The sequence below is a fragment of the Acidobacteriota bacterium genome (assembly GCA_004299485.1).
In the GTDB taxonomy this organism is placed as follows: Bacteria; Acidobacteriota; Terriglobia; order Terriglobales; family SCQP01; genus SCQP01.
The window spans coordinates 101,239-123,730 of sequence record SCQP01000002.1 but is presented as its reverse complement, the minus strand read 5'-3'; the positions used below and the strand labels follow the sequence as shown (position 1 = coordinate 123,730).

The window sequence follows — 22,492 nt, the reverse complement described above, 5'->3', positions numbered from 1 at the left end:
TTCAACCCCGGCGCGCTTGCGCGAAGTCGAAGCCGCCGCTGCCGCCCATCCCACCCTGCCGCGCGAAGCTGTCGTCAAAGAAGACATCCTGCGCACCGGCATCGCTTTTTCGCCCGCGGCGCTCAAGCTCGCGGCTCAGTTTAAGGCTAAGGCATACTTCATCTTTTCCTTCGATCTGGTGCCATTAAACGAGATGGAGCAGCAGGAACACTGGAGCGCGCCGGAAGAAATCTGGCTCGAAGCCGGCCCCTGGAACTTCCGCCCGACCATCATTTCCGTCCGCCTGAATCCGGCCTCGCCCTACCGCATCGAGGCCACCGGCGACACCGCCGAGCTGCAACTCGACGGCGAAACTCTCGCCACGGTCAAGTTCCCGCCCGTCCCGGAGTATTACACCCGCTCGCTGGCGAGCGGCAAGCGCGTCATCGAAATCGCGCCCACCATCGAATGGGGCTACCTCGTCTATCTCACCGTCTTCCGCATCTGCCAGTACTTCGGCGACAAAGAAGAGTGCCAGTTCTGCGACATCAATAACAACTACCGCCAGCAGATTCAGGAGGGCCGACCCTACACTGGCGTCAAGTCCGTGGACGAAATTCTCGAAGCCCTCGCCCTCATCGCCTCCACCGATTCTGCCAGCCGCGCCTACACCATCACCGGTGGCAGCATCACCTCCAAACTCAAGGGCAAAACCGAAGCTGACTTCTACGCCGAATATGCCGCCGCCATCGAGTCACGCTTCCCCGGCCGCTGGATCGGCAAAATGGTCACGCAGGCGCTGCCGCTGGAAGAAGCCCGCAAATTCAAGCAGGCCGGTATTCAGATTTACCACCCCAACTACGAAGTCTGGGATGAGCGCCTCTTCGGTATTCTCTGCCCCGGCAAGAGCCGTTACGTCGGTCGCAGCGAATGGCACAAGCGCATCCTCGACGCCGCCGAAATCTTCGGTCCCTCGCACGTCATCCCCAACTTCGTCGCCGGCATCGAGATGTCGAAGCCGCACGGCTTCACCGACGTTGCCGAGGCCATCCGCTCGACCGGCGCGGGCCTCGACTTTTTTATGTCCCATGGCGTCTGCCCGCGCTTCACCACCTGGTGCGCTGAGCCGCTCACCCGCCTGGGCAAAGACAACGCCGGTGGCGCCCCGCTCGAATACCACCTGCGCCTGCTCGAAACCTGGCGCGACACCCACGCCAAATACAAGCTGCCCGTCCCGCCCGGCTACGGCGACCCCGGCTCCGGCCGCGCCGTCTTCTCCGTCAGCTCATTTATGGACGTGATCTAGTGGCGGCAGCTTGGAGGAGCCCCGAGCACCAGCGGGCGGGCCCTGCCGGGAATCGAAGCCCGCACTCCGAGCGACCAACGGGAGCGACCAGGACAAAAAATGGCGAGCCACCTAGAGCAGCGCGACCAGCCGCTCGATATCGCGTTCGGTGTTGTAGACGTACGGCGAAAGCCGCAGTGAGCCGCCACGCACGCTGGTAAAGACGTTCCCACGCGCGAGCTTTTCCGTCAGGGCCGGCAGCAATGCGATGTCGCGCGGACGGATGCAGACATACGGGCCGCGCTCGGCCGCCTCCGCCGGGCTGGCCAGCTCGTAGCGTTCCTGCGGCAAGCCGGCAATCAGTTGCTCCACCAACTTGGCCGTGTGTGCAGCGATGGCGTCCACGCCCGCCTTTGCGATCCATTCCAGCCCAGCTTCGAACGCCGCCAGATTTATGAAATTGGCCGTTTCGGGCGCGTCCCAACGCCGCGCGCCTGCCACCGGCACCGGGTTCTCGAAGCGCGTAAGGTCGTCGAAATTCCCCGCTCCCTCGCTCGCCATCCAGTAAAACGGCCCTGGCAGCAGCTTCTCCATGGCCGGCTTGCACACCCAGAAAAATCCCGTCCCGTACGGCCCCAGCAGCCACTTGTAGCCCGAGCAGACCACAAAATCAGCGCCCAGATCACCAAGCTGCAGCGGTAGCGCGCCCGCGCACTGCGCCAGGTCCAGCACCAGCGTGATGCCTGCACTTCGGCAGGCCGACGCGAGCGCGGCGGCGTCGAGCCGCGAGCCGTCATTCGAGCGCACCACGCTCGCCGAAATCAGCCGCGTTTGCGGCGTAATCGCCGCCACAAAATCCGCTGCGCTGATAAACGCCCCACGCGGCGCGACCACGCGCACCTTCACGCCCCGCGCCGCTTCCAGCGGCCGGAAGGCCGTAAAGTGCGAGGGAAACTCGCCCTTGGCGATCAGAATTTCATCGCCCGCCCGCCAGTCATACTGCGCCGCAACCACTCTCAGCCCGCTGCTCGCCCCCGAAGTGATGGCAAATTCGTCTGGCTCGCCGCCGAATAGCCTCCCTAGCAGCCTCCGGACCCGGTCCGGAAGGCCCAAATACTCGTCACCGGGAATGCGCTGCGGCTGCTGCTTCCACCCAATCGCCGTCTCCGCCGCGCGCGCGGCCCCGAGCGGCATGGGCGCCTGCGTCGCAGCGTTGAGGTAAACCACCCCTTCGCCTTCAAAATCCGCAAATTCGGACTGCCAGCTCATGTTACTTAATTGTAAACTCTGAGCCAGCCTACTGGAGGTTCCTTATGGACCGGCGTACTTGGATGAAACTGGCCGCAACCGCAGGCGCGGCAGCGGCCGTTAGCGGCAGTGGAATCGTAGCCCAAACGGCGCGGCCCGCGCCGCGTCGCAACACGCCCCTCGACATTCCTGAACCCAAAGACTGGACCGGCCACAACCGCGCCCTCGACCGCTACTACCGCGCTCCCGGCTATCCCGCCTTTGATCCCCACCCTCGCTACTTGGGTGAGCTGGCCGGCTCCTGGCACGCCATGGGCCTACAGTATGGCGAGCGCGCCGGCGATCTCATCCGCATGGTCTACGAGGGCTGGTACCGCGAGTTGCTCCCCATCCAGGGCAGCCCGGAAGTGATGGCCGAATACCTGCATCATCAGAACGCTTATTACGAGCTGCTGGTCCCCGAGGCGCTGGAGTTCATGCACGGCCTTGCCGACGGCGCCGCCACCGAGCTCCAGCGCTCAGCGTTTCCGCATGAGCTGACCAATTTCGAAAAAATCCTGATGATCAACAGCTACTTCGGTCTGCAGGGCAAACCACCGCACAGCGCCACGGCCGAGCTGGCGCCCGAAGAGGACGATTTCCACTGCTGCAGCGGCGCCATCATGCTACCCGCCTCGACCGGCAGCAAGACCATCCATTGCAGCTCCGAAGACCAGCACTTTTTCCCGCAGGAATATCTAGTCACCTTCATCGCGCGACCCAGCGACAAGCGCGCGCACCGCTTCACTGTGACCGATTCTGCCGGTGAAATCGGCAGCGAGCACGCTATGAATGAGCGCGGCGTGGCCGTCAGCGGCTACGCTGGCGGCGGCATGGGCATTCTCGCCCCCACTCTGGCCCAGCCGTTTTCTGGCTATCGCCGCCCTGGTCTGGATTGGCAAGTCGGCAACTTCTACGCCACCTCGTTTGGCGATAGCGCCCGCCACGCCGTCGAGCTGCTCACCGTCGGCCGTCCCGAATATCGAGCCAAATCCGGCTACAAGATCGTCATCGGCAAATGCACCCGCGGGGCCAACTGGATGGTATCGGACGCGCAACACGCCTTCGTCGTCGAAAGCATACCTGCCGATCAGCACGGCACCGCGCGCTACGCCATCCGCAAGCCCGGCGACATGGGCGAGCGGAATGCCGCCTACATAGTCTCCACCAACAACGTCGAGGCGCGCGACAGCTACAACGAAGATAACGCCTACGATCCCGGCCATCCCATGCGCCAGCACGGTAACGCCGAGCAGCGCCCGTCGTATTTCGGTCTCAACATCACAGGCACACGCTTCTGGACGTTCATGTGGCTCATTCGCCGCCACTATGGCGCCATCACGCCCGCCACAGTCCAGGGCTGGCGCCGCACCCACTTCGTCCTCGATCGCACCGGCGTCCGCCATGACACTGTCCCGGTTGACGGCCGCGAAGTCCCGACCCACCTCGTCCCGCGCATTGGCACCCTCTGTTGGCACGCCAGCGGTCCAGCGGGCGTCGACACCTTCAAGGGCATCGACGTCTACGTAACCCTCTCGACTGCCCAGGATCGCACCACCTTCCGCACCAAAGGCCGTCCCTGCGAGTGGCAAGGCCCTTGGGACGAGCTCCGGCTCAGCTAGTCTCAACGCAGTTCATACTAAGGGCATGGAAAAGGGAGGGGGATCGCCATGAAGCACAAGCCTAAGAACCCCAAATTCTCCAACGAATCCGCCGGACAAGCGGGCGATGACCAGGGCCTTCCCGCGCGCAGCGATGCGGACTCCGAAAGTGTCAAAGAACTCATCGATGAGGGTCAGCCCTTCGAGGCGGAAGTGATCGAGGGCGTAGAGGACGCATCCGACCAGCCCGAACGGCCCGTGCGCACGCGAGAACTGCCCGAGGATGATATCCCCGAGGAGTATCGCGACGACGGCAAGGATGTCTAGCGCAGGAGATCACCATGGCGGTTTGTACTCACCTGAATCAGATCCGCGACGTCTCGCCGCGCACCGACGGTTGCGAAGAATGCCTCCGCACGGGTGATGAGTGGGTGCATCTGCGCCTGTGCCTGGAATGCGGCCACGTCGGCTGTTGCGATTCCTCCAAAAACAAGCACGCAACCAAGCACTTCCACAAAACCCATCACCCCGTCATGAAGTCGCTCGAACCAGGCGAAGACTGGGGGTGGTGTTACATTGATCAGGTTGAGCTCGGCTTCTGACGTGGCCCTGATCCAAACCATTCTCTTCCCCGTCGACTTCTCCCCCGCCTGCGCCGCGGCCGCGCCCTTCGTCCGCAACCTGGCAGGTATCTTCGGCGCCCGCGTGACCCTGCTCCACGTAATCAAGCCGTTCGACTTCAGCGCATTCGAACTCCTTGGCCGTACCGTGCCTGAAATCGAAGCAGAGCAGGGCGGTCTTGCACGGCAGCGCCTTGACGCCTTCCTTGCGCAAGATCTGCCCGCACCCTCATGCGTGCGCAAGATCGCCTTGGGTGAACCCGCGGAGGAAATCGCCACCGCCGCCCGGACCCACCACTTTGATTTGATTGTCATCCCTACCTACTCCGAAGGCGCGTTCCGCCACGCGCTGCTGGGTTCCACCGCCGCTAAGGTTCTCAACGACGCCGATTGCGCGGTGCTCACCCCGCAACATTCGGTCGACCGGCAGGTCCACGCTGCCGGCCAGCGCCAGATCGCCTGCGCCATCCGCCTCGACGACGAAGGTGCCCGCGTCCTGCGCTATGCCGGCCAGCTCGCCCAGGCGGCCGGTGCCCAACTCTCGATCCTTCACGTGCTGCCCGTTCGCGAGTCCGATCTGACCGTCTTGTTTGACCGCGAAGAGGAACAGCCGGCCCGCAATGCGCAGCAAAGAATCAGCGACCTGCAGCGCTCCGCCGGCACGCACGCGGAGGTACGCCTCGCCAGCGGCCCCATCCGGCAAACCATCCTGGATGCCGCCGACGCGCTGCATCCCGGACTGCTCGTCATCGGCCGCAGCCCCGTCGCCGGCGCCCTGGGCCGCATGCGTGACCTTACCTATGCCCTCATCCGCGACGCCCACTGCCCCGTCCTGAGTATTTGAAGTAGCTCCCCCGCCCAGCACTGCGGTCGAGTTAACGCAGGCTTCGAACTCCTCTCCGGCCGCTGAGCCAGAGGTTGAGCTCGCCGCGGGCCAAAAAAGCTGCGAGCCCGGCAATCGCTTGCCGGGCTCGCGCGGTTCCGAGTTTGCGCGCAGCCTACTTGCGCCGGCGGGCCGCAACGGCGCGCCCGCTCGCCGCGGGCAGCGTGATCGGCTCACCCACCGCCAGCGTGATGGCGTGGTTCTTGGCCGCTAGCCGGTTGTAGGCGACGGCGTCGGCGCGCAGCAGGCCGTTGTACTGGCCGAGATAGTCCTGCAGTTCGGCTTGCAGCGAGTGCCACAGGGTCACGTCGGTCGGCCGGGGAGCCGTGTCATATACGTTCCCCAGGTCCTCGTACGCGCTTTCGAACTTCTGCTGGAACGCGCTCAAAAACGCCGTTCCTTCGTTCTTCTGCCCGTCAGGATTGTAGAGCGCGTTCTCCAGCGTCACCACTTTGCCCGAGAACTCCTTGGCCGCGCTGATCACGCCCCCATAGTTGCCCGAGCCGCTCTCGTCGAGAGTCTTCATGCTCGCCTGCTCGGCCTGGAGCTGCGACTTCATGCTCTGCAGGCCGGTGAGCATCTGGTTAAGTGCCGACATCTGATCGCGCGCTGCCAGCGACATGCGCAGCGTCGTCTCGGCATTGGCAATGGCATCCACCGGGTGTGGCCAGCGTGGGTCCTCTTCTAACCGCACAGTCTGTGACTGTGCGGGCAGGCCCGCCACCGTCACCTTGACCGTGTACGCGCCCGGAACCGCGTGCGGTCCCGCATCGGGCGTGGGCTTGCCCGGCGTGCCGCGCGGCCGGAAGAAAAAGCCAAAACCGCCGCTGGACCGCGGCAGAATCGCCGTCACTGGCCCGTCGTAATTACCACGCCAGGAAACTTCATTCAGCCCCTGGTTGCCGGTTCCTGTCAGTGTCGTCACCAGGTTGCCGTGGCTGTCGCTGATGGCGATGGTCACCTTGTTTTTGCCCTTATGCGCCTCGCTCAGGTTGTAGTAGATGTGCGCGCCCGAGCCGCCTCCAAAGCCGAAGAATCCGCCGCCGCCCAGCTTACCGCCGCGCAGGTCGTAATCGGTGAGGATGGGAAGCACCGTCAGCGGGGCCGCGGCCACTGCGGGCGTGGTCTTCTCCAGCGGGATGATGTCATCCAGCGCCAGAATGCCGCGGCCATGCGTCGCCACCAGCAGATCGTGCGTCTTTTTCACGAACTGAACGTCGAACACCGGCACAGTCGGGAAACCGCGCTTCAGTTGCGTCCAGGTCGAGCCGTCGTCGCGCGAGTAGAACAGCCCGGTGTCAGTGCCCACCACCAGGAAGCCCTTCTCGTTCGGGTCCTCACGGATGACGCGCGCCGAGTTATCCTGCGGCAGCCCGGCCGAAATCGACGTCCAGGTCTTGCCGCTATCATTCGTCTTATAGACATAGGGCTTGTTGTCGTCGTTCATGTGCCGGTCAACGGTAACGTAGCAGGTGTTGGAATCGAACGGCGAAACGTCAATTTGCTGCACCCGGCCCCACTGCGGCAGGTCCGGAATATTGCTATCCACGCGCGTCCAGGTTTGGCCGCCGTTATGCGTCACTTCGATCACGCCATCGTCCGCGCCGGTCCAGATAGTTCTGGAATCCGTGGGCGAAAGCGCGATCGAAAGAAGGGTATCGTAGGTCTCCGCGCCGGTCAGGTCATTTACAATTTCACCGCCGCTCTGCACCTGCTTCGCTTTATCGTTGCGGGTGAGATCCGGGCTGATGACCTTCCAGCTATAACCACCGTCGGTCGAGTGAAATAGCACATTGCCACCGATGTACACGCTGTTGGCGTTCGTCGGGCTGACCTCAATTGGTGTCGTCCAGCCGAAGCGGTATTTCAAATCCGATTGCTTGATGTCGGATACCCCCAGCTCATACGGAATGATGCTGGTGGAAAGCCCGTTGCCGATATTGATGCGCGAGGCCGAGCCATTCTGCGATTCGGCATAAACGATCTTCGGGTCGCTCGGCGCGAACACAGCGTACTCCCCGTCACCGCCCGCCGCCACCGACCAACTCATGGTGCTGTTGCGCGACGACGGCCCGCACCAGGCGTTGTTGTCCTGCAAGCCGGCGCAGAGATTGTAGGCCGGTTCGTTGCTGGCCGAGACCATATAATCCTCCTCAATCGGAATCGTATCGAGGAAGCGGAAATGCAGCCCGGCGTCGTACGAAAGATACACACCGCCGTCGTTGCCCTCGAGAATGCGGTTCGGATTGTCCGGATCGATCCACAGGCTGTGATTGTCGGGATGCACGCGGCCGGCGCGCTGCAGCGTCTTGCCCCCGTCGGTCGAGAAGCTGAGCATGGTCGAAAGGAAATAGATCTTTTCCGGGTTGTTTGGCGCCACCACAAAGCGGCTGAAATAAAACGGCCGCGCGTCGATGTTGTCGCTGTCGCTCACCGGCGTCCAGCTCAGTCCGGCATCGGTCGACTTATAGAACAAGCCCTTCTTCGCCTGCACGATGGCATACGCCGTATCCGGCGCGCTCGGCGCAAAGCCCAGCCCGATGCGGCCATAGGAACCCGCATCGAGTCCCTTGGTGATGCGCGTCCAGGTGTCGCCACCATCGGTCGAGCGGTACAGCCCGCTGCCCGGGCCGCCATTCTCCAGCCCCCACGGATGCCGCACCACATCCCACATCCCCGCCAGCAGCACTTCAGGATTGCCTGGCTGCATCGCCAGTGCAATCGCGCCCGTGTGATCGTTCACGAACAGCGTGCGCTTCCACGTCTTGCCGCCGTCGGTAGTCTTATACACGCCCCGCACGTCGTTCGGGCCGAAGGCGTGCCCCAGCACCGCGACCCAGACTTCCTCCGGGTTGTGCGGGTTGATCACGATTTTCGACATCTGCCCTGCGTTGTGGAACAGTTGCGGATCAATCTCGGTCCAGGTCGTGCCGGCATCGGAAGAAAAATACAGTCCGTGCCCGACCATTACGTCGTTGCGGATGTTCGGCTCTCCGGTCGCCACCCAAACCAGATTCGGATTAGAGGGCGCCAGCGCCACCGCGCCGATCGACGAGGTCGGTTCATGCTGGAAAATCGCCTTCCAGGTGTTGCCGCCGTCGCTCGATTTCCAAACGCCGCCGCCGGCCGTGCCGGCGTAATAAATATTCGGATTGCCAGGAATGCCAACCACCGACGACACCCGTCCACCAGCCAGCGCCGGCCCGATGTCATTAAACTGCATTGGCTTGCTGTTTTGGTTCGGGCGGCGGAAAAATTGTGCCTGCGACGGCAGCGCGGCCACACCCAGAGCGAGCACGGCCAGCGCTGAAGCAGTCAAAACTGATTTCAGCTTCATGAATCCTCCTTAGCGGTTAGCGGCGGTGGCCGCGGTCAACACCGCAGGCGCACGGCCGAGGGATACGGGGTTACCGGCCACCAGGGTGATGCCGCGATGCGCCAGTGCCTGCCGATTAAAGGCCACAACGTCCTGATTGAGGATGGCGTTGTAGCGCGTGAGATAACTTTCGAGTTTGGTGCGCGCCGTCGCCCAGTCGCCCACAACCTGCGGCGGCGGGAAGGTATTGAACCCGCCGCTGACTTCGCGGAAAATACCGTTAAAATCGGACGCGAAGCCGGCAATTCCACCGTAATCCTCATGCTTCGGTGGCGGCACCAGTATATGCTGCAAGCTGCTGATCTTCTCATCGAGCGCCTTGGCCGCGCTCAGCTCCGCGTCAAACGCGCCCGGCCCGCCTACGCTGGCAACGTTGGGCAGGTTCTTCTGCAATGCGCCAAGCTGCGTGTGCAGGCTGGCGAGGCCGTCAAGCATCCGGTTCATGGCGTCGATATCCGGCTGCATCGCCTGACCGGCGGCTAGCGTCGCCTTTAGCGCCGCCAGATTTACCTTCACCCGCGGGTCTTCTTGCAGGTTGACCCACTGCGCTTGCGGCGCCAATCCCGGCACGGTCACCGTGACCTTATACCGTCCCGGCAGCGCCCGCAGCCCGCGCCCGCCGCCACGGAATAACGCAAAAAATCCGCCTCGTCCGCTCGCCGGCGGCGGCTTCACTGGCGATGGATCATACGTCCCGTCCCACACCGCCCGATTGACGCCCGCGTGCCCGCTGCCATGGATCGTGGCCACGGAATGCCCCTCGGCATCGGTGATTTCAATTTTCACCGGCCCGTTCGATCCCCTCCCCGGCGGCGTGAAGCCATAATGCTCGGCCATCTCCAGCATCGCCTGCTGCTCGGGCGTCAGCGGCGGCGGTGCAGCCTCCGGATGCACCGCATGTACTGTTTTCGCCAGGTTGTACTGGATCACCGCCCCCTGCGGCGGCTGCGGTGTGCGCCGCGCCAGCGGATTGATGTTCAAGTCGGTGAATCCCATCCTCTGGAACTTCACCGCATCGAGGATCGGGAACAGCGTAAACGGCGCCGACGCCACCTGCGGCCGCGCCATCTGCTCCCAAGGTACGATGTTGTCCATAATGTACAGGCCACGCCCATGCGTGCAGACCACCAGGCTGTGCGTCCGCTTCACGAACTGCAGGTCATAGACGACCACGGTCGGGAAGCCATCATGAATCCGCGTCCAGGTCCCGCCGTCATTGTCCGACCGATACAGCCCGTAATCGGTGCCCAACACCAGCAGCCCCTTCTGGTTCGGGTCCTCGCGGATCACATGGGCCACGTAGTCATCCGGCAGCCCGGCGTCGATCTCCGTCCAGGTCTTGCCCCCGTCGTGCGTCTTAAAGACGTACGGGTGCGCATCATTCATCTCGTGCCGGTCGTAAGCAACATAGGCCGTGTTGGGTTCGAACGGCGAGACCTCCATCTCCTGCAACCGTCCCCAGGGCTTGAGACCCGAAATGTTGTCGCTCACCCGCGCCCACGTCTTGCCGCCGTTGTGCGTCACCTGCACCAGGCCATCGTCGGTGCCCACCCAGATCGTCTCCGGATCAATCCGCGAAATCGCAAACGACAGGATCGTATCCGCGGTCTCGGCGCCCGTCATGTCCAGATCAATCACGCCGCCCGAGGCCTGCTCCTTGCTCTTGTCGTTCAGCGTCAGATCCGGGCTGATCGCCGTCCACGAATGCCCGCCGTCGATTGACTTATACAGCCGGTTGGCGCCCATATAGACCACGTTTGGGTTGGTGGCGCTGACCGCAATCGGCGTCGTCCAGTTGAACCGCGCCGGCATGGCGTAGACGTAGTTGGTCTCGCCCGACGTGAAGTTAGGCATGGGCTTGATGCCGGTGCGCCGCCCCGTGTTCAGGTCAATCCGCTGCGCGTCGCCTTCCTGCGACTCGGCATATAAGATGTTCGGATCGCTCGGCGCCGGCACGGCGTACTCGCCGTCGCCGCCCGCCACGTCGCGCCACTGATTCGGCCACGCATCGGCCTGCGAAGGCCCACAAAAGGCGTCGTTATCCTGCAGGCCCACACACACGTGGTAAGGCTGTTCGCTGTCCACATGCACCGTGTAGCCTTCTTCAATCGGCAGATTGACCACGTGAATCCAGTTCTTGCCGCCATCGTGCGAGAAGTTTACGCCGCCGTCATCACCCTCGATCATCCGCCGCGGATTGGTTGGATCCATCCACAGCGAATGGTGATCCGAGTGCAGCGTCACCCCCGCCGGCTGCGACGTCTTGCCGCCATCGGAGGAATACGACATCCGCACCGATAAAAAATAAATGTCATCGGGATTGTTCGGCATCACCTCGAACCGGCTGAAGTAAAACGGCCGCGAATTGAGCTGGTCGTTGTTGCTCACCATCGTCCAGTTCGCGCCATCATCGTCCGAGCGCCAGAACACACCCTGCTTCGCCTGAATTTCTGCATACAGCAGGCTTGGCGCGCTGGGCGCGAACTCCAACGCAATGCGGCCATAAGGCGGCTTGGGCAGACCATGGCCCTTCAGCTCGGTCCAGCTCGCGCCGCCGTCGGTCGATTTATAAATCCCGCTTCCCGGCCCGCCATCTTCCAGTCCCCACGGGTGCCGCACCGTCTGCCACATCGCTGCCACTAGCACGCGCGGATTCCCTGGCTTCATCGCCAGATCAATCGCACCCGTCATGGCGTTGACGTACAGCACCTTCTGCCAGGTTGCGCCGCCGTCGATGGTGCGGAACACGCCGCGTTCGTCGTTCGGCCCAAACGCATGTCCTAAGACCGCAACCCAAACCTCCTCCGGGTTCTCAGGATTGATGATGATTTTGGCGATCTGCCCAGCGTGGTCAAAGTACTTCTTCCCCACTTCCCGGAACGTCTGCCCGCCATCGGGAGAAAAAAATAGCCCGTGGCCATCAATCACGTCATTGCGCACGTTGCTTTCGCCCGTGCCCACCCATACCAGGTTCGGGTTCGATGGCGCCAGCGCCACCGCGCCGATGGTCTCCGTAGTCTCGTGGCTGAAAATCGACTTCCACCGGAAGCCGCCGTCGGTCGTCTTCCACACCCCACCGCCCGCCGTTCCGACATAATAAATGTCCGGCCGCCCCGGTATGCCGGCCACGCAGCATACCCGTCCGCCCCCCTCGGCCGGCCCGATCTCGCGGAACTGCATCGCCGCCTGGCCGGGTCCTTGCGCCCACAGCATCCCACCGGTTAACAGCGCAGCCACAAGAAGGCCAAAGTAAACTCGCAGGCGCACACCTGTCATATAAGTTCCGCTCCGCTTGCCACAATATCACACCGTGCCTTTAAGGAAATGTCTACCCTGACATATTAAGGCACTCTCACCGGCTGCGACGAAGCATATAGGCGTCCCGAGGTGAAGCTGCCGCCACCACCCGCAGATTACTCAGGTCTCCTCCAAGCTGCGGCCGCACGAATGCGGACATGTCGCTCAAGGCCCACCCGGGCGGGTACCGCTTGCCCAACATCAAATCCAGTAATCTTTCGTTAGGAGATTGCCATGAAAAAGCACTATCTTTCCCCGGCCGCACTGGTCGTCGCTTCGCCCCAGATTGCCGCCAGTACCTATCCCCGCTCTTCCACAACCCGCCGCCTAATCTATCGCAAAACCGTCTCGTTGCCGGCGCTCGAAAAAGCCATGGCCACCCACTTCCATGGATCCCAACTCGACCTGGCCCACCGTGTCGTCTACATTCACGGCGTTCCGCCCTCCACCAAACTACCCGCAACCGTCGTCTCGCTCCCTGGAGTTCCCGCCCAGGCCACCCTCCCCGTCGCCTGCGGCCAGCTCGCCCCCGGCCAATGACCGCCCCCGCAGACCGCCTCAGTGCCACGTCTTCTTGAACTGCAAATTCGCCCCAAACCCGCCGTTCTGCTTCCGCACGCCGCTGACCGAAACCCGTGGCGACAGCCGGTACTGCACTTCAATCACGTTGCGCTGCGTGCCGGTGACGTCGGTCGAGATGGTGACGTAAAGATTGGCCGTCACTCGCTGCTGCAGCGTGATGCGCGCGCTGGCGTTCTGTTGTCCTCCGCCCAGCACCGGATCTACCGACAGATGCGAGATCCCGGCGATCTTCTCCACGCGGTCGGTGATCTGGCTTGTCACGGCGCTGGCGACCAGATTCTCCGCGCCTAAATTGCCCGGCAGCGGATTCGCACCCGAAGCTTCCGTAGTCGTGCCGAACGCCAGCAGGCTAATGATATCCGCGGGCGGCAGGGCCGGATCGGACGTGTAGCTGGTGCGCATGTTATCCATCGGTCCCTGAAAGTGCAGGTGCAAATCGTATTGCTGAATCGTCGTGTCCGCGGTGATGTTGACGCTCGGCACCGTCCGGATGGGGTTCACGAAATCGAGCGTGCCGGCCTGGATCACATAGCGGTTGCCGCGGAAGATCAGATCGCCGCTGGTCAAATCCAACCGCCCCAGCACCACCGGCTCCCGTCCCGTTCCGCGCACATTCACATTGGCGTTGGCATGAATACTGAAGTCGCGCGATACCACGTTGATCTCGTTGGGCGTGCTCACCGTCAGCTCCAGCCGCAAATTGGTGAGAAAATCCCCCGGCGTGGCGACGGCCACCGTCTGCTGCGCCAGTTGGCTGGTCAAGGTGGCGAAATCAAAGCCGGGTGCGGGCGAGACGCTCTCGACGCGTACCCGGCCCGCGACCAGTGCCGCCGCTGGCGAACCGGTGACGTTCACATTCGCCCCGATGACCTCCCGCAGCCCGGGCGGGTAACGCACACTCACCTGCTCGGCCGCTACCGCAAAGTTGAACTGCATCTTCGGCAACAGTGCCATGCCGCCGCCCACCGTCACCCGGCCGCTGCCGACGTTCGCACTAAAACCGGTGAGATCCAGCCGCCCATCGTGCAACCGCAGCGCGCCCTCGCCGCCTTGTAGCGCCACCGGCCAGCCGGGATCGTTCAGGCTGACACCGCTCACCGCAATGGTTCCCGTCAGATTCGGTCGCGCCAGTGTGCCCGCGCCATGAAGCTGCAGGTTCACGTTGCCGCCGGCCACCAGGTCCGGCACAAAGGCCTGCACCAGCTTCAGATTCACGTTGCCCGCTACTGCCAGATTCATCGCCGCCGACGCACTCGCGCCCAACGCCGGAATGGGCACCGTCCCCTGCACCTGCAACTCCGTCCCCGAGCCGCTGAAATGCGCCGGCGCAAGCTGCACCACCCCGTGCGCCAAATGCGCCTCCATCGGCGCCGCCGCATGCAGCTCCAGCGCTTTCTCATAGCGCATTTCCAGCTTGGGCACGGTGACGTCGACCTGAAGCTGCTCGGGCGCGCGCACCGGTCCGGAGAGCGTAAGCTGCACCGCGGTTTGCCCCACAATCGCTGACCCCACCTGCGGCGCAAACGCCGCCAGCACCGGCGCCAGCGGAATCGCCGGTGCATCGAGCGATGCCGTGGCCGGCCAGTTGCCTTCCAGTCGGATCGTTGCCTGCGCGTGCAGCGTCGTCTGCAACGTGGTCGCCGTCAACGTAGCACGCAACTGTTGTCCCAACAACGCCAGGTCCGCGCTGAGATCTTGCACCGTCTGACCATCGGTCACAAGTGCCTTCGCGCGCAGCTTCAAATCAAAAACCGGCGCGGTTATCTTTCCCTGCCCCTGGCCCTCCAACGCCAGCAAGCCATGAATACCCAAATGCGTCGCCGCCAGCGGCGGAATTTTCGCCAACTCGAGCCCCGGCGCCGAAAGCTGCGCGCTGTAGTCCCCCGACGCCGGCTTCCAGGTACCGCTGGCCTTGATCTCTCCGGCCTCCAGTTGCGCCGCGAGCTGGGCGGTGATCGTTCCGCCCGCCGCCTGGAAGTTCAACCGCGCCGATTCAACCCCTGCATGTTTGCCGTTCACCACCAGCCGCGCCGAACGTACCGTCGCGGTTCCCTGCCCCACGGGTGAATCCAGCGTCCCGTTTACCGCTGCCTGCGCATCGACAATGCCCTCCAGCGGCAACTTACCAGGCACGGCCCCCGCTACCTGACTCACCGGCAACGAGTTGACGGTGAGCGCGGCCGTCATCACACTCGCCGCTGTCGCCTTCCAGTGCTCCAGCGCCAGGCTGCCGCTCAGCTTGATAGCGCCCTTGGGCGCTCGCAATTCAACATCGCGCAACGCCACCTCCGCCCCACTCGCGGCAAACGATCCCTTCAGCGAATTCCAATGTGTTCCCCGCAGCCCCAGTCTTACTGCCCGGAATTGTCCGTCAATCACGGGTGCAGCCAGCGTACCCACCACCTGGGCGTGGAGCGATCCGCTGCCCTGCAACCCCAGCGTCGGCAAAGGCTTACCGAGCGCTCCCGCCGCACGGCCCGCCAGGGATTCCACTTCCGCAAAATCGCTGGCCTGCGCTTGCACCTCCAACTGCGCTGCGCCGGACGCGCGTGTGCTCAATCCGCCCGTCACCCGGACCTCGGCGTGGGGCGTACGCAGCCGGCCGCTCTGAATCGTCAGCCGGTCATTCGCGTAAGCTACCTGCGCGTTTCCCTCCACGCTCGTCGGTCCGAACATCGCGGTCATCGTGGTCTGCGCCGCAATATGCAACTTTGCGACTGCGCCCCGGGCCTCGACTTTGACCCCCACCTTTCCCGTGAGGCCCAGCGCCTGCAGCGTCGCCTGGCTGTTCGGCGCCAGGCGCGCCATCCGGCCAAGCTGCGCGTCCTGCAGTTGGGCGCTCGCCTGTAGCCGCGGCGCCGCGAAATTCTCTACCGAAGCTCCAGCTTGCAATCGCCCGCCCATCACCTCCGCGCGCATCTGGCTGACCTGCAGCTTTCCATGAGCAAACTGGTACGCGCCGCTCAAATGGCGCACCGGCGCCGCCAACCCGGCCAGCCTCAGCTCCATGGCTGCGCTGGAAAACCGACCCTCGGTGCTGAACTCGTTATTGGCGTACTTCGCCTGCCCAACCATCTCCGCCTGACCCGCGGGCAGCGCCGGCTCGCGCAGAGCCTTCCGCAGCCGGCCAAGATCCGCCTGCACCCGATACGCTGCGGCAAGCCGTGGTTCCGCGTAGCCGGTCAGCGTCGCCTGCGCGCTCACCTTCACGCCGTCCGCCGTCAGCGTGAGCGAGGGTATTTGCACCCCGTTGCGTGAAGCCGTGAACTGCATCGCCATGCCGCTCGTGATCGTCGGCATCCCGGCAACCTGCACACTCCCAGCCGTATAGCTCACCTTGCCCGTATAGCTCTGCGTCTTCGGTACGTAGCCGAGCGCCAGCTCCAATCCCCTCACCTCCGCATCGATCTTCTGCTCCCGGTCATTGACATAAACCTGGCCGTCGCGCATCTCCGCCCGCCCAATCCCCAACGCAAACACATCCGACTCTGACCTCTGCCCCCTGGCCCCTCCCCCCGGAGGCAGGTTGCTGTCCCCCTGCGCGTTCACATATACATGCACCACCGGCCGGTCCAGCTCGACATCTTCGATCTGGAACGTCCAGTGAAGGATTGAGGTCACCTTCACCGCAACGTGCAAATGTGGAATCAACACCAGCGGCTGCTGCGAACCTACGCCCGCAACGGGCTTTCCCTCGACCACAAGGCCGTAAAAATCCACGCTGGGCGTAAACGAATGCACCTGCAACCGGAACTGGTCCACATGCACAGGCGTTCCCAACGCCTGGCTGGCGCTCCCCTCCACCTTCTGCACCACGTACCGCTGAAACCCCGAGCTGCGCAGCACCAGCCACACGGCCAGAATGGCCAGCCCCACCACAATCGCGGCGAAAATCCCAATCCGCCGCCAGAGATGACTCGCCTTACTCAAAACGCCTGCCCCAAAGTAATGAAAATTTGCGTCGCCGATATACCCGGCACGGCATTTAGGTTGTGGCCGAAATCAATCCGAATCGGTCCCACCGCCGTCTGATAGCGCAACCCAAAACCGATCGTGTTGGTATAGGATGCCCCGATCGTATTCAGGCCAACGTGGTTGAATACATTGCCGCCATCGTAGAACAAGGCAATGCCCAGATTCTTCCAGACCTCCGGCGTCGGAATGCGCAACTCGGAATTGAAGATCAGCAGCGCGCTGCCGCCCACCGGCACCTGAATCAGTGAGCATGTCGATGGCACGTTGGGATTGCCGCAAGCCGGGATCGTCTTCTGCGGCCCCGCGCCATCCAGCGGAAAGCCCCGCAGCGTACTGCCGCCGCCGCTGAAAAACGCCTGACTGAGCGGAATGAAGCTGCCGGCAAAGGCTCGCTCCAGTCCCAGACGCAAACTGTTGGCCCAGACCGTGCTCGGCTGCCCGAGCAGATGGAGGGTCTTGTAATATGCCGTCTGCGTCAGCACCTTCGCAAAATCTACATTCGATCCCAGCGCCGTCGTATTGAGATCCACCTCGTAGCTCTGCAACATCCCTTTGTGTGCATCCAGAGGATTGTCACGCGTGTCCCGCAGAAACGTCGCCGAAAGCGTCGACAGCCGGATGTGCCGGTCCCGCTCGGGCACCAGGTCCGGAATCAGCAATTGACTCAATCCCGTTTGGCTGTAGCTGTACCGCAGAAACAGATTGGTGGTTCGATCCAGATTGAGCGGACGCTCGAGTTGGTAGCCAATTTGTCCAATCTGCGCCGTAAAAACCGGGTTCTGTGAATCGTGCTCACCGGAAATCAGCAGATTCCCGGTGAATTTTGTCCAGAACAGATACGGATCGGTCCAGGTAACCGAACCATGTTGATCCAGCCGCCCCGCAAAGCCCCCAAAGCTCAGCGTCCCGGCTTTGCCGCCCTCGTTCAGCCGCGTGTACTCCACGTTCACACTCGGCCCAAAAAACGTCGCTTGGCTCGTGACGAAACTCGACGGCAGCCCCACCACCGGCAGCCCCGGCAGCGCGATCGTGCCGGACGGAATGCTGCCCCCGCGGTTCGTCAGATCGAATCCAAACCCCCACACCAGCGAGTTCCTCGCCGCCTCGTGCACCTTCACCAGTACGTCGGCCTGCGTCTGGTCGGCAATCGGACGCCGCGGTCCCACATCGGCCCAGTCAAAAATGCCCGGGCTGTAAAGCTGGCTCGCTGCTTGAAGCAAATCGTTTTCCGTCAGCGGCTCCTTGGGTTTCAGGTCGCTCGTCAATAGACGAATCAGTCGCGCATTGGTTTGCTGACGGCCATAGGTCAACACCGCGGCGGTATGCACCTGCGGGCCTTCCTGAATGTGATACGTCACTTCTACCTGGTGCGGATGCCCGGGCGTCGGTGCCGCCGTAGCGCGGAAGTTGGCATTGAGATAGCCATGCGACAGGTAATACGCCAGAATTTGCGCCCTGTCTTCCGAAATCAGCGTCTGCGAAAAGGGTGTACCGTTGCCGATCATTAGTCCTTGCGGCGCAAACACACCCGGCGCCACTGCATTCCCTTCAATCTTGAGAGCCGAAACGAAATCCTGAGTGCCCTCCTTGATCTTGAACGTCACCACCAGATTGCCGCCCGGATGCGTAATCTCGGGCGTGACCTGCACGTTGCTGTACCCGGAACCCTTGTATAGCGCCTCAAGATTCGATACGCTCTGCCGCAGCAGCTCGGCGCTGAAATCGCCATGCGAAAGCAGCCCTTCCAGCTTCACCTGCACCAGCGGCAACAGGTCAGCGCGCGAGTAAAACTGATTGCCCGTGAACCGGATCGCCTCAACATCATTCCGTGGCCCTTTGTCGATGTGGTAGGCAATCGACTTCAATTGCAGCGGTTCAGCCGCCGGCGCTGGTGGTGCCGGCGGCACCGTGAGATCGGCAGCCGAGGCCTGCGTCTGCCGCGTCTCCGTTTCCCCCCCCACCGTGGTGGTCGTCACCTTGGTGGTGACCACCGCATTGAAGTAGCCTTTGGAGGCAAAGTAGCTGGCTAGATTTTGCTGCCCGTCCTGCACGGCGGCCGGCGCAACGTTGCTTTCGCTGTAGAAAGGAAGCAAGCCGTGGCGGGTCCACGGCCAAAGGTGGGCGCCGGTAATGCTGAGGTCGACTTTCGGCCCGGCCTGAACGTCAAACGCAATGTCTGCCCGATTGCTCTCGGGGTGATAGGTTGCCCCGCGCGGGCTCACTTGTGCGCCCAAATAGCCTTCGCCATTCAAGTGCGATTGCAGATACGCCGCCGCCACCTGCAGCCGCTGCCGTGAGTACAACCTGCCGGAAGTCACCGATTTCCGCCGCAGCCGCGCCCAAAACGAGCTCAGCGTCGCCAGTAGATCCGCCGCTTGCGCCCCGGTCGCCCCATCAAAGCGTACCGCGCCAAAGCGGGCGCGTGGCCCCAGTGCAGTAGCGAAGGTCAAATTGACCACCCCGTGTCCGTCGTCCACGCGCTCCTCCGGTTCGACGCGCGCCTGAAAATACCCCTCCTGCTGAAAATAGTTTTGTAGTCCGCTGACAGCGCTGCTCACCGCATCGGCCGTGTAGGGTGTTTGCGTCGCGTAGTGCGCCGCCTCCAACAACCGCGTGTAGGGAAACTGCAAGGCTCCCGGAAATTGGTAGATGCCAAAGAAATCCGCCGGTCGCAACAGGAACTGGAGCCGGACTCCGCTCACCTCCGGAATCACATTGACCACAACCGACGTGACCTTGGCACCCATTCGTTGCCGTAGCAGCGTTACCGAGGCCGTAATCTTGCCTTCATCCAGCAACTCTCCCGCCTGCTGCGGCAAGGCCGCGATCAGCGGCGCCGTATCCAATCCCGGCCGCCCCGCCAGCTCCACCGCCGTCACCGGCCGCCCCTGAAACAGGTCGAGCGGGGTCGTTCCGGGCGTTTGTGCCCAGCCAGTGGGCAGCAGTGTGCCCAGCAACATGAGGAGGCCCATCCAGCGCAATTCGCGATTCCTTCTATAGATGCTCTCACGGCAAGCCGCAGTTTCGCATCGCCTTACAAGTGGCACGCCGGCGCATTGAAGTTACTGGTGCGGTACAGGGGGTCGGCTTCCGTCCTTTTGTCTATCAGCTTGCCTCCGGTTGCGGTCTCAACGGCGCCGTCTGGAACTCCACCGCCGGCGTCACGATTGAGGCCGAAGGGCCCGAAGCCGCTCTCGAACTTTTTCTTCATCAGCTCCGCTCCCAACCCCCACCACTTGCCCGCGTCGAATCCACTTCCGTCCAGACCATCGCCGCCAATGGCGGTGCCGGCTTCCACATTCTCCCCAGCCGCTCGCTTTCCGCCGTACCCGCCCAGATCGCTCCTGACACCGCCCCCTGCCCCCACTGCCACGAGGATTACCTCGATGCGCACAACCGCCGCCACGGCTATGCCTTCACCAACTGCACCCACTGCGGCCCGCGCTACACCATCACCCGCGGCGTTCCTTACGACCGCCCCCTCACCACCATGGCCGCCTTCCCTATGTGCGCACAGTGTCAGCAGGAATACGACTCGCCCCTCGACCGCCGCTTTCATGCTCAACCCAACGCCTGCCCCGCCTGCGGCCCCCAGCTTTCCTGCTCGCTCGATGCCACCGCCGCCCGCCTCCGTGCCGGCAACATCGTCGCCATCAAGAACGTCGGCGGCTTTCAGCTCGCCTGTGACCCCGCCAACGAAAGCACCGTCGCCCGCCTCCGTGCCGCCAAGAACCGTCCCCGCAAGCCCTTCGCTCTCCTTGCCGCCGACCTCGCCGCGGTCGCACAAATCTGCCATCTCAGCGACATCGAGCGCACGGCGCTGGAAAGCTCCGCCCGCCCGATTGTCCTCCTCCGCCGCCGCGATCCCGCTTCTCCCAAAATCTGCCCCTCCGCCGCTCCCGGCCAACTCCGCCTCGGCATCATGCTCCCCAGTAGCCCCTTGCACGACCTCTTGCTCGCCGCCTATGGCAAGCCCTTCTTGCTGATGACGAGTGGCAATCGTGGCTCCGAACCCCTCGCCGCCTCGGCATCCGAAGCCCACGCCAACCTCACCGGCATCGCCGACTGCTTCCTCGACCACTCTCGCCCCATCCACGCCCGCGCCGACGATTCTGTGGCCTTCGTCGCCGCCGGCCGCCTGCACCTGCTGCGCCGCGCCCGCGGCTACGTCCCTCAACCGCTTGCTCTGACCCCGGTCCCCTGTCCCGCGGCCCTTGCCATCCTCGCAGCCGGCGCCGAACTCAAGAACACCTTCTGCCTCACCCGCGGCTCCCAGGCGTTTCTTTCCCCTCACACCGGCGACATGGCGAACCCTCCCGTCTGGTCTTTTTACGAACAAACCCTAAAGCATTACTTGACCCTACTTAGCGTTCGCCCCAAAGTGCTCGCACTCGATGCCCATCCCGGCTATCTGCTTAATCAATGGGTGCGCACACTCGCCCCCCAACTCGGCATCGGGCGCATCATTGCGGTGCAGCACCACCACGCCCACATCGCCGCCTGCATGGCCGAATATCAACTCGAGGGCGACGTCCTCGGCGTCGCCTGGGATGGCACCGGCTATGGCAGCGACGGCGCCATCTGGGGCGGAGAGTTCCTCCTCGCCTCCCGCTCTGTTTTCCGCCGCCTCGCCCACCTGCCCGAAATTCTCCTCCCCGGCGGCGAAGCCGCCATCCGCCAGCCCTGGCGCCTCGGTCTCGCCTACCTCTATCGCGAGCTCGGTGACGCCGCCCTCCCCATCGCCCGCCAGCTCTGGCCCAATCTCGCCCCCAAGCGCCTCGAAATGGTCTGGACCCTCCTCCACCGCCCCTCGCTCTGCGTTCCCTGCACCTCTGCTGGCCGCCTCTTCGACGCCGCCGCCGCTATTCTCGGCCTCTTCCCTGAAACCGAAGAAGTGACCTTCGAAGCCGACCCCGCGATGCGTGTCGAAACCGCGGCCCTCGCGTGCCCCCTGGCCCCTGTCCCCTGGCCCCTGGCCTCTTTATTCACCTCTTTGGCAGCGGCCCGCACCCGCGGTGAGCGCATCGAACTCCTTGCCGCACGCCTCCACGCCACCCTCGCCGCTGCCATCACGGCAACGTGTCGCACCCTGCGCGATGCTGGCGCCGGCGACCGCGTATGCCTCGGAGGCGGCGTGTTTCAAAACCAAATCCTGTTGTCCGCAACCCTCCAGTCCCTTGAGTCTTCCGGCTTCCACGTCTTCGTCCCTCAGCAAGTGCCCATGAACGACGGCGGCCTCTCTCTCGGCCAAGCCGCCATCGCGCAGGCAATCGAGTCCCACCCATGTGCCTAGCCATCCCCGGCAAAATCCTCACCGCCTACGAGCTCCACGGCCTCCCCATGGCTAACGTCCAGTTCGGCGCCATCACGCGCGAAGCCTGCCTTACCTACACACCGGAAGCGCACGTGGGCGACTACGTCCTCGTCCACGTCGGTTTCGCCATAAGCTGCGTCAACGAAGCCGAAGCCGCCCGCACCTACTCCGCCTTGGAAGAGCTGAACCAACTCGGCGAACTCGACGCCCCGGTTGTAACCGAATCCCCCGCGCCCCGCCCAGCCCCACCGGCGAGTTCGACAAAACTGAAATACTGACGAACTGAAATACTG

Annotated in this window: 13 protein-coding genes; 8 read left to right on the top strand and 5 right to left on the bottom strand. The window is 63.5% G+C overall.

All coding sequences use genetic code 11. The features are described 5' to 3' along the window. Positions 1-16: 16 nt before the first annotated feature. The gene (locus tag EPN33_03405; GenBank protein TAN24089.1) at positions 17-1,285 is read left to right on the top strand and encodes a radical SAM protein; all 1,269 of its coding nucleotides are present in this window, start codon (positions 17-19) and stop codon (positions 1,283-1,285) included. Positions 1,286-1,396: 111 nt separating this feature from the next. On the opposite strand, the gene EPN33_03400 is transcribed toward EPN33_03405, so the two are convergent. Continuing rightward, complete coding sequence (locus EPN33_03400; GenBank protein TAN23876.1) at positions 1,397-2,533, bottom strand: aminotransferase class V-fold PLP-dependent enzyme; 1,137 nt, start codon at positions 2,531-2,533, stop codon at positions 1,397-1,399. A 44-nt stretch (positions 2,534-2,577) separates the two neighbouring features. Here EPN33_03400 and EPN33_03395 point away from each other — a divergent pair, with 44 nt between their 5' ends. The 4 genes from EPN33_03395 to EPN33_03380 are packed head-to-tail and all read left to right on the top strand — an operon-like array spanning position 2,578 to position 5,616. Beyond that, positions 2,578-4,173, top strand: a complete 1,596-nt coding sequence (locus EPN33_03395) for a hypothetical protein (protein TAN23875.1) — start codon at positions 2,578-2,580, stop codon at positions 4,171-4,173. Between the two features lie 48 nt (positions 4,174-4,221). Further along, complete coding sequence (locus EPN33_03390; protein ID TAN23874.1) at positions 4,222-4,479, top strand: hypothetical protein; 258 nt, start codon at positions 4,222-4,224, stop codon at positions 4,477-4,479. A gap of 14 nt (positions 4,480-4,493) precedes the next feature. Then, positions 4,494-4,754, top strand: a complete 261-nt coding sequence (locus tag EPN33_03385; protein ID TAN23873.1) for a hypothetical protein — start codon at positions 4,494-4,496, stop codon at positions 4,752-4,754. Beyond that, positions 4,729-5,616 carry a universal stress protein gene (locus EPN33_03380; protein TAN23872.1) on the top strand — a complete coding sequence of 296 codons (888 nt, stop codon included), beginning with the start codon at positions 4,729-4,731 and terminating at the stop codon, positions 5,614-5,616. Before EPN33_03385 ends, EPN33_03380 begins: the two co-directional genes overlap by 26 nt. Positions 5,617-5,770: 154 nt before the next feature. Here EPN33_03380 and EPN33_03375 read toward each other — a convergent pair whose 3' ends face one another. Beyond that, positions 5,771-8,992: a hypothetical protein gene (locus EPN33_03375; protein TAN23871.1), complete on the bottom strand. Its 3,222-nt coding sequence runs from the start codon at positions 8,990-8,992 to the stop codon at positions 5,771-5,773. A 9-nt stretch (positions 8,993-9,001) separates the two neighbouring features. Further along, a complete protein-coding gene (locus EPN33_03370) occupies positions 9,002-12,268 on the bottom strand; it encodes a hypothetical protein (protein ID TAN23870.1) in 3,267 nt (1,088 codons plus the stop codon). 294 nt (positions 12,269-12,562) lie between these two features. On the opposite strand from EPN33_03370, the gene EPN33_03365 reads away from it, so the two are divergent. Continuing rightward, entirely contained in the window at positions 12,563-12,868 is a 306-nt protein-coding gene (locus EPN33_03365; protein ID TAN23869.1) for a hypothetical protein, read from the top strand. Positions 12,869-12,886: 18 nt separating this feature from the next. Here EPN33_03365 and EPN33_03360 read toward each other — a convergent pair whose 3' ends face one another. After that, positions 12,887-16,840, bottom strand: a complete 3,954-nt coding sequence (locus EPN33_03360) for a hypothetical protein (GenBank protein TAN23868.1) — start codon at positions 16,838-16,840, stop codon at positions 12,887-12,889. Continuing rightward, positions 16,837-19,845: a hypothetical protein gene (locus EPN33_03355; protein TAN23867.1), complete on the bottom strand. Its 3,009-nt coding sequence runs from the start codon at positions 19,843-19,845 to the stop codon at positions 16,837-16,839. The genes EPN33_03360 and EPN33_03355 overlap by 4 nt, the downstream gene beginning before the upstream one ends. 80 nt (positions 19,846-19,925) lie before the next feature. Here EPN33_03355 and hypF point away from each other — a divergent pair, with 80 nt between their 5' ends. Both hypF and EPN33_03345 read left to right on the top strand, forming a co-directional pair. Further along, positions 19,926-22,178 (top strand): carbamoyltransferase HypF, encoded by a 2,253-nt coding sequence (gene hypF / locus EPN33_03350; protein ID TAN23866.1) that lies wholly within the window; start codon positions 19,926-19,928, stop codon positions 22,176-22,178. Continuing rightward, positions 22,169-22,477 (top strand): HypC/HybG/HupF family hydrogenase formation chaperone, encoded by a 309-nt coding sequence (locus EPN33_03345; protein TAN23865.1) that lies wholly within the window; start codon positions 22,169-22,171, stop codon positions 22,475-22,477. Before hypF ends, EPN33_03345 begins: the two co-directional genes overlap by 10 nt. The last annotated feature ends 15 nt before the right edge of the window (positions 22,478-22,492 follow it).

Coding starts and splice junctions, on each gene's coding strand:
- EPN33_03345 (TAN23865.1), top strand. CDS start 22,169: ATGTGCCTAGCCATCCCCGGCAAAATCCTCACCGCCTACGAGCTCCAC.
- EPN33_03355 (TAN23867.1), bottom strand. CDS start 19,845: ATGTTGCTGGGCACACTGCTGCCCACTGGCTGGGCACAAACGCCCGGA.
- EPN33_03400 (TAN23876.1), bottom strand. CDS start 2,533: ATGAGCTGGCAGTCCGAATTTGCGGATTTTGAAGGCGAAGGGGTGGTT.
- EPN33_03375 (TAN23871.1), bottom strand. CDS start 8,992: ATGAAGCTGAAATCAGTTTTGACTGCTTCAGCGCTGGCCGTGCTCGCT.
- EPN33_03385 (TAN23873.1), top strand. CDS start 4,494: ATGGCGGTTTGTACTCACCTGAATCAGATCCGCGACGTCTCGCCGCGC.
- EPN33_03395 (TAN23875.1), top strand. CDS start 2,578: ATGGACCGGCGTACTTGGATGAAACTGGCCGCAACCGCAGGCGCGGCA.
- EPN33_03390 (TAN23874.1), top strand. CDS start 4,222: ATGAAGCACAAGCCTAAGAACCCCAAATTCTCCAACGAATCCGCCGGA.
- EPN33_03365 (TAN23869.1), top strand. CDS start 12,563: ATGAAAAAGCACTATCTTTCCCCGGCCGCACTGGTCGTCGCTTCGCCC.